A 6,188-nucleotide genomic window follows, 5' to 3' on the forward strand; every position below is an offset into this window, starting at 1 on the left:
AACTGACAACTGACAACTGACAACTGACAACTGACAACTGACAACTGACAACTGACAACTGACAACTGACAACTGACTAATGACTTAATTCGATCGCCAAACTTCATCCCAAGGCCCGCCCCCAACTTCCAAACCCGATAAAGAACTTTGAGCCTCTAAGATAATTCTAGAACGCTGCTTGCCATTTTTTTCAACATTTCCCCCCAACAACTCTCGCAGTTGCAAGCGCAATTCGCCATGCGTCGTATCCCGGCAGCAAAAAGCCATGCCTTTTTCTGTCGGAGTTCGCACATAAGTACCAGGACTGTTTGTAGTGCCAATTAACTCAATTTCAAACTGACTGTTTCTAGCCTGCATTTTCCAGCTTCCCCAAGGTTCAATATTCCAACTAACTTGGGAATTCCAAGGCACAAATTCGTAAAATTTCCCTCGGTAATGCAGACCAATCATTGCTACCGATTCCATCCACCACAGCACGCCCCGCTTGCCGCCGCCAGCAGTTAAAGCTAAATCCTTTTCGCCTTGAAAACAATTGCAATTAACCCAAAACCACTTTTGCGGAAAAGCACCGCCCCAGTTTTTTTCGCTGTAAGCAGGAGCATCTTTAAATTCGTAGCGTTCGTCATTCCAATCGATCCAGCCCGTGGCTAAACCGTGAGCCATTAAAATTTGCCATCCCGGTTCAAATATGGGTAGAAAAGATACCATTCCCGCCGTAGATTTCTGGATTTCCTCAGAGTTTCCCCAGCCATAAATAGGTTTAATTTCGTACTGCCAAAAACAGTGGCTGCCGCTTCCTGGATCGTGCAAATAACCTTGATTCAGAGTAGCAGTAGCTTGATAGCCTTCTTCGACGCGGCTGTCGAATACTTGCGGATCTAAATATTGGGGTTTAATTTGTAAATCTGTTCTGCCCCAATGTCCGAAAGCCAAGCCTTCTCGGTGCGCCCAAAACTTATTTACATCGGGAAAGGTGCGGCACAAATAGCTATCTTTCGGGCCGAGAATTTGAGCTGCACCGCCACTGTAAGGTTGACCGCCTCTGGGGTCTTCGATGGAATACATGAATGCAAAGGATTGTCCGTGAATCGGTAATGTTATTCGGTAGTACCAGCCTTCAAAAAAGCGGCGGGAACTGCCGTCCCAGTGGTAGCCACTGTGGGGAGTTTCAATAGTTTTGAGTTTTGAGAGTGAATTTGACATAGAATTACCAATAGCAGAAAGAAGAGTCAGTAGTCAGTAGTCAGTAGTTATTAGTTATTAGCTAGCAGTCATTAGTCATTAGTCAGAAGGAAGAAGGAAGAAGGAAGAAGAAAAACCAGAAACTATGCCCAATTCCCTATTCCCAATAACTACTGACTAATGACTACTGACTGCTAGCTAATAACTAATCCCATTACCAATATGATAGGTTATTAATTATGTCTTTAGCACTTTGGCGATCGCCCTTAGCTCGCGCGCTCCACCGCAACCGCAGTCTTGCTTTTGCCCGCTACTTGCAACTAGCAACGGTTCGGGCTACCGGGCGACCGGCAAACCGCACTGTGGTGTTTCGAGGCTTTTTAGCAGATACTAATCAGTTAAAGTTTATTACAGATATTCGCAGTCAAAAGGCAGAGGAGATTAATCTCTATCCTTGGGGGGAAATTTGCTGGTATTTCCCCAAAACTCGCGAACAATTTCGGATTGCTGGAAAGCTAGTTTTGGTAGGGGCAGATAATCCAGAGGCCCAGTTGTGCTCATCGCGGTGCACAACTTGGCAGGAGCTTTCTGAGGCGGCTAGATCACAGTTTGCTTGGCCGCATCCGGGGGATGACAAAGCCGAGGCTAGTGCTTTTGATTCTGCTTCCCCAGATGCGATCGAGCCGCTACCTAATTTTTGCTTGCTGTTGTTGGAACCGGAAACGGTGGATTTGTTGGAGTTGCGGGGGGAACCGCAAAATCGATCGCTTTATCGGCGCGACGGGGAGGGAAATTGGTCTGTGCGATCGGTTAATCCTTGAAAAAGAAGTCATTAGTCAGTAGTCATTAGTCAGTAGTCATTAGTCAGTAGTCATTAGTTATTAGTCATCACTTAACAGTTAACATTCACCAATGCCCAATGCCCTGTTTGGCCAATGCCCTGTTTGGCCAATGCTCTGTTTGGCCAATGCCCTATTCAAATTTTAGATGCCGCTGCCGTCGAAAAATTCTTGAATTGCTTTATCTTTTAACTTGCAGCTAGGGGTTGTAACTAGCTGTGTTTTTTCGGCTAAGGCTACATTGCTGGCTTGGTTTAAAGCTTCTGATACTGAGTGGAAATTGTGGGAATTGGGATCAGAAGTTAAGGAGACAGATGCTTGAGGAAGCAAACTTTTTACTTGCTGTTCGAGGGATTCGATACGATCGAGCAAAGAGCGAATTACCACAGCTTCGGAATCCGGCAAACTGCCGTGTTCTAGGGGATTGACGCGCACTCCCGATCGATAGACGATGCGGCCGGGAATCCCTACCACTGTGCAGTCAGATGGTACGTCGCGGAGCACGACGGAACCGGCGCCGATGCGGACGTTATTGCCAATTTGCAGATTGCCGAGTACCTTGGCGCCGGCACCGAAAACTACGTTTTCGCCGACGGTAGGGTGACGTTTGCCACTTTCCTTGCCAGTACCGCCAAGGGTGACACCTTGGTAAATTAGGGCAAAATCGCCGATAATCGCTGTTTCGCCGATCACAACCCCCATACCGTGGTCGATGAATACGCTTTTGCCGATGGTTGCCCCTGGGTGGATTTCAATTCCGGTCAAAAAACGAGCCAGGTGGGAAATCAAGCGGGGGATGAAGGGAAGCCCCAACACATAAAGCCAGTGTGCGAAACGGTGCAGCACTAGGGCCTGAAGACCGGGGTAGCAAAACAAAACTTCCAGCCAGTTGCGAGCGGCAGGGTCGCGATCGAAAATTATACTGAAGTCAGCTATAAGAGTCTTTAGCACTTTCGGAGTTACCTATTTTGGTTAAACACGCCACTTTCGATTTTACATTTTACTGGATGGCGGAAGTGAGCGGTCGATCGGGAGATTGGGTAGTGGGAGATTAAGAGAGTGGGAGATTGGGGAAATTGGGGCATGGGGCATTGGGAATTGGGCATGGGGCATGGGCAATTGCTAATTCTTCCTACTAACTACTGACTACTGACTACTGACTACTGACTACTGACTACTGACTACTGACTACTGACTACTGACTATTCCTGTACTGAGATTGTATAGTTAGACTTGACTCCGGGTTCGAGAGTACCTACCCAAATCCTGTAAGACCCTGCTTGCCACTCAGAATCAAGTATGGCAGCATCTTTATTCTGACCTATATCGTCTCCGCAGCGCACCGCATTACCGGGGCCTTGTACGAGTAAGGTTGTGTCCTTGCCTCCGCTGTTGACTTGGAGTGTGAGTTTTGAAAATTTTTGCTGCAAGACTATGATGTGGTCGGGAGTTGGGGTGGCAAAACCCAAACATTTGTTTTTGTGGCGATCGGCGTTGGCTATGGCAGATAGAGAGTACGATCCGCCTGTGGAACCTCTCAAAACTGCTGTTGGGGCTGCAAAACCTCGCGATAAAGTTAAAGTGCCGAAATTGGCTGTTTCTGCTAAAACTGGTAGGGCGGCGATCGCCGCGATCGCACCCAAGAGCGCACCGTTTTTGAAATTGGCTCCCTGATTAAACAACATGGCAATACTCCAGGCGTCAGAACTTAAAATCACAACTCAGAATTTACCCATCGCAGCCCCTAGAATCCAAACTTGGGAGGAAGAATAATTTTTTTTAAATTAGTTCAAAACCTCCTCGCTTCTCTTCCTTATGTCTATCAGGACAATCCCTGTACGATCGCGCTCGCTTGTGCCACTCGGATTTCTGCCACAGGCGATCGACTCATGTCCGAAATTGTACGGTGCCACGATGATAAATTTGATACTGCTAGCGTTGCTGTTGGCGATCGGTTCCCTATTGACACAGGCCTTGGTATTGTTACCTATAGGTCTATCTGGCTGGCTTCACCTCCCTAATTGGCTGAGCCTGGCCTTGATTTTGCTGGCTATTTCTTGGTGCTTGGGGGATTAGTCAGCAGTCATGAGTTATTAGTGATTAGTCAAAAGTTAACGATCAATTATTCGGCTTCCCCCAATGGTCAAGGCCCGATTGGGCCCGGTTTGATGATGTATACTTCACAATTGACAATCAGAAACCTAAAATCTAGGATTTGACATCTACCTATAGAATGATGCAACGACAAGTTTATTCAATCTCAGCATTTCACTCTTCTGACAAAACCCTGGGGGAAACTCCTAAAAAACAGGATCGTCCGATACACCGGGCGATCGTGTTAATGCTGGTGGCAACAGGTTTGCTGGGCCTGCACGCTAGTCGGCTGGTGGAATTGCAACTGATACAAGGGAAGCAACACCGGGAACGAGCCGAAAACAATCGCGTTCGCCTAGTTCCAATGCCGGCGAATCGCGGACACATTATCGATCGCAAAGGCAAGTTGCTAGCGGCAAACAATTTAGCTCGATCGGTATATTTGTGGCCGAAAGAACAAACGCCGGAACAGTGGAAAGCGACAGCAGAAAAGTTGAGTCCGCTGGTTAAAATCCCGGTCGAAGAAATTTTAAAAAAAATAAAAGAGGTCGATCCTCAATCCTATAGACCGGTGCGGCTCAAGCAAGCAATGCCGCCAGAGGTGTTTGTGCCACTAGCAGAAGAGGTGGGACAAATGCGGGGAGTGGAAGTGCGGCCAGAAGCGAACCGCTACTATCCCGAAGGCAGTTTGGCGGCTCACGTTATCGGATATATCGGCGAAGCTACCGCAGCAGACTTGGAAGCTCATCCCGAATATCCGATGGGGATGATTGTGGGTCAAATGGGCATAGAAGCGAGCTCTAACCAGAAGATTGCCGGAGTTTGGGGCGATCGGCTGATCGAGGTAAATGCCCAAAATCAAGAATTGCGGCTGATGGGAGAGACACCGCCCAAACCCGGTGAGGCGGTGCAGCTAACCATAGACTTGTCCATGCAAAAAGCAGCCGAAAAAGCCCTGGGGAACCGCCGGGGAGCAGTAGTGGCGTTGGATGTCAAAACCGGGGCGGTATTAGTTATGGCCAGCCACCCGACTTTTGACCCCAATCTGTTTACGCGAAAAATCACTAAGGATGAGTGGGAAACTCTTCAAGACCCGGAAAATCCATTTTTGAATCGGGCCACGCAAGGCTATCCCCCCGGCAGTACCTTTAAAATTGTGACTTCCGTCGCGGGCCTGGAGTCGGGCAAATTTTCGCCGGACTCAATTCTGGGTACTTCGTCTTACATTACTGTGGGGGGAATTGATTTTAACGAACACAGCGGCGGTTTCGGCGACATCGGCTTTCGGGATGCTTTGGCTTTCAGCAGCAATACGTTTTTTTATCAAGTAGGGATTAGTACAGGGCCGGAGCAAATTTCTAAGTGGGGACACCGCTTGGGAATTGGCAAGGAGACGGATTTGAATCTTTTGGGGCTAGGCGGCGGCGATCACGGTCAAGCCCCGACGCCGGAGGAGAAGGAGAAAATTTATAAAGAACCTTGGTATGCGGGTGATACGGTAACGATGTCCATCGGTCAGGGGTTGGTGTTGATGACTCCTTTGGAGGGGGCGGTGATGGTGAGTTCGATCGCTAATGGGGGCTATCGCGTGAAGCCTCATCTTTTGACTTCCATGACCGGCACAGCGGAGACTCAACGGGTACATACGGGGATGAAACCTTCAACAGTTCAGGTGGTTAAGGAAGGACTGATCGCGGTGGTTGCCCAGGGTACGGGACAGGGATTGAATGACGGTTCGATTCCGCTGACGGCGGGCAAAACAGGGACTTCGGAGGTCATCGGACAGGAGGATCACTCTTTGTATGTGGCATTCGGGCCCGCCCAGAAACCGGAAATTGCGATCGCCGTGGTTGTGGAAAATGGCGGTTATGGTTCAGTTGCAGCAGCCCCGATCGCCAAAGAGGTATTTCAAGCTTATTTTGGGCCACAGAAAAAGGTGAAGCAGCCAGTAGTTATTAGTCCTTAGTTATGGGGAATTGGGCATTGGGCATTGGGAATTGGGCATAGTTTCTTCCTTCTTCCTTCTTCCTTCTTCCTTCTTCCTTCTTCCTTCTTCCTTCTTCCTTCTTCCTT

At 48.5% G+C, this 6,188-nt stretch carries 6 protein-coding genes; 2 read left to right on the top strand and 4 right to left on the bottom strand.

Going from position 1 to position 6,188, the window contains the following annotated elements; genetic code table 11:
- Window positions 1–84: 84 nt before the first annotated feature.
- Window positions 85–1,203 carry a tocopherol cyclase family protein gene (locus tag QUA00_RS35920; RefSeq protein WP_333310698.1) on the bottom strand — a complete coding sequence of 373 codons (1,119 nt, stop codon included), beginning with the start codon at window positions 1,201–1,203 and terminating at the stop codon, window positions 85–87.
- Between the two features lie 218 nt (window positions 1,204–1,421).
- On the opposite strand from QUA00_RS35920, the gene QUA00_RS35925 reads away from it, so the two are divergent.
- Complete coding sequence (locus QUA00_RS35925; RefSeq protein WP_333310697.1) at window positions 1,422–2,003, top strand: Npun_F5749 family FMN-dependent PPOX-type flavoprotein; 582 nt, start codon at window positions 1,422–1,424, stop codon at window positions 2,001–2,003.
- Window positions 2,004–2,165: 162 nt separating this feature from the next.
- Here the strand turns inward: QUA00_RS35925 and cysE are convergent, their stop codons facing one another.
- From cysE to QUA00_RS35940, 3 genes are all read right to left on the bottom strand, one after another.
- Window positions 2,166–2,972, bottom strand: coding sequence for a serine O-acetyltransferase (gene cysE / locus QUA00_RS35930; protein ID WP_333144928.1), 807 nt, complete (start codon window positions 2,970–2,972; stop codon window positions 2,166–2,168).
- Window positions 2,973–3,223: 251 nt separating this feature from the next.
- Window positions 3,224–3,739 (bottom strand): hypothetical protein, encoded by a 516-nt coding sequence (locus QUA00_RS35935; RefSeq protein WP_333144926.1) that lies wholly within the window; start codon window positions 3,737–3,739, stop codon window positions 3,224–3,226.
- Window positions 3,740–3,843: 104 nt separating this feature from the next.
- Window positions 3,844–3,990: a hypothetical protein gene (locus tag QUA00_RS35940; RefSeq protein WP_333144925.1), complete on the bottom strand. Its 147-nt coding sequence runs from the start codon at window positions 3,988–3,990 to the stop codon at window positions 3,844–3,846.
- Window positions 3,991–4,254: 264 nt separating this feature from the next.
- On the opposite strand from QUA00_RS35940, the gene mrdA reads away from it, so the two are divergent.
- Complete coding sequence (mrdA, locus tag QUA00_RS35945; RefSeq protein ID WP_333413327.1) at window positions 4,255–6,081, top strand: penicillin-binding protein 2; 1,827 nt, start codon at window positions 4,255–4,257, stop codon at window positions 6,079–6,081.
- Window positions 6,082–6,188 lie beyond the last annotated feature (107 nt).

Source organism: Microcoleus sp. T2B6, from assembly GCF_036700475.1.
Classification (GTDB): domain Bacteria; phylum Cyanobacteriota; class Cyanobacteriia; order Cyanobacteriales; family Microcoleaceae; genus Microcoleus.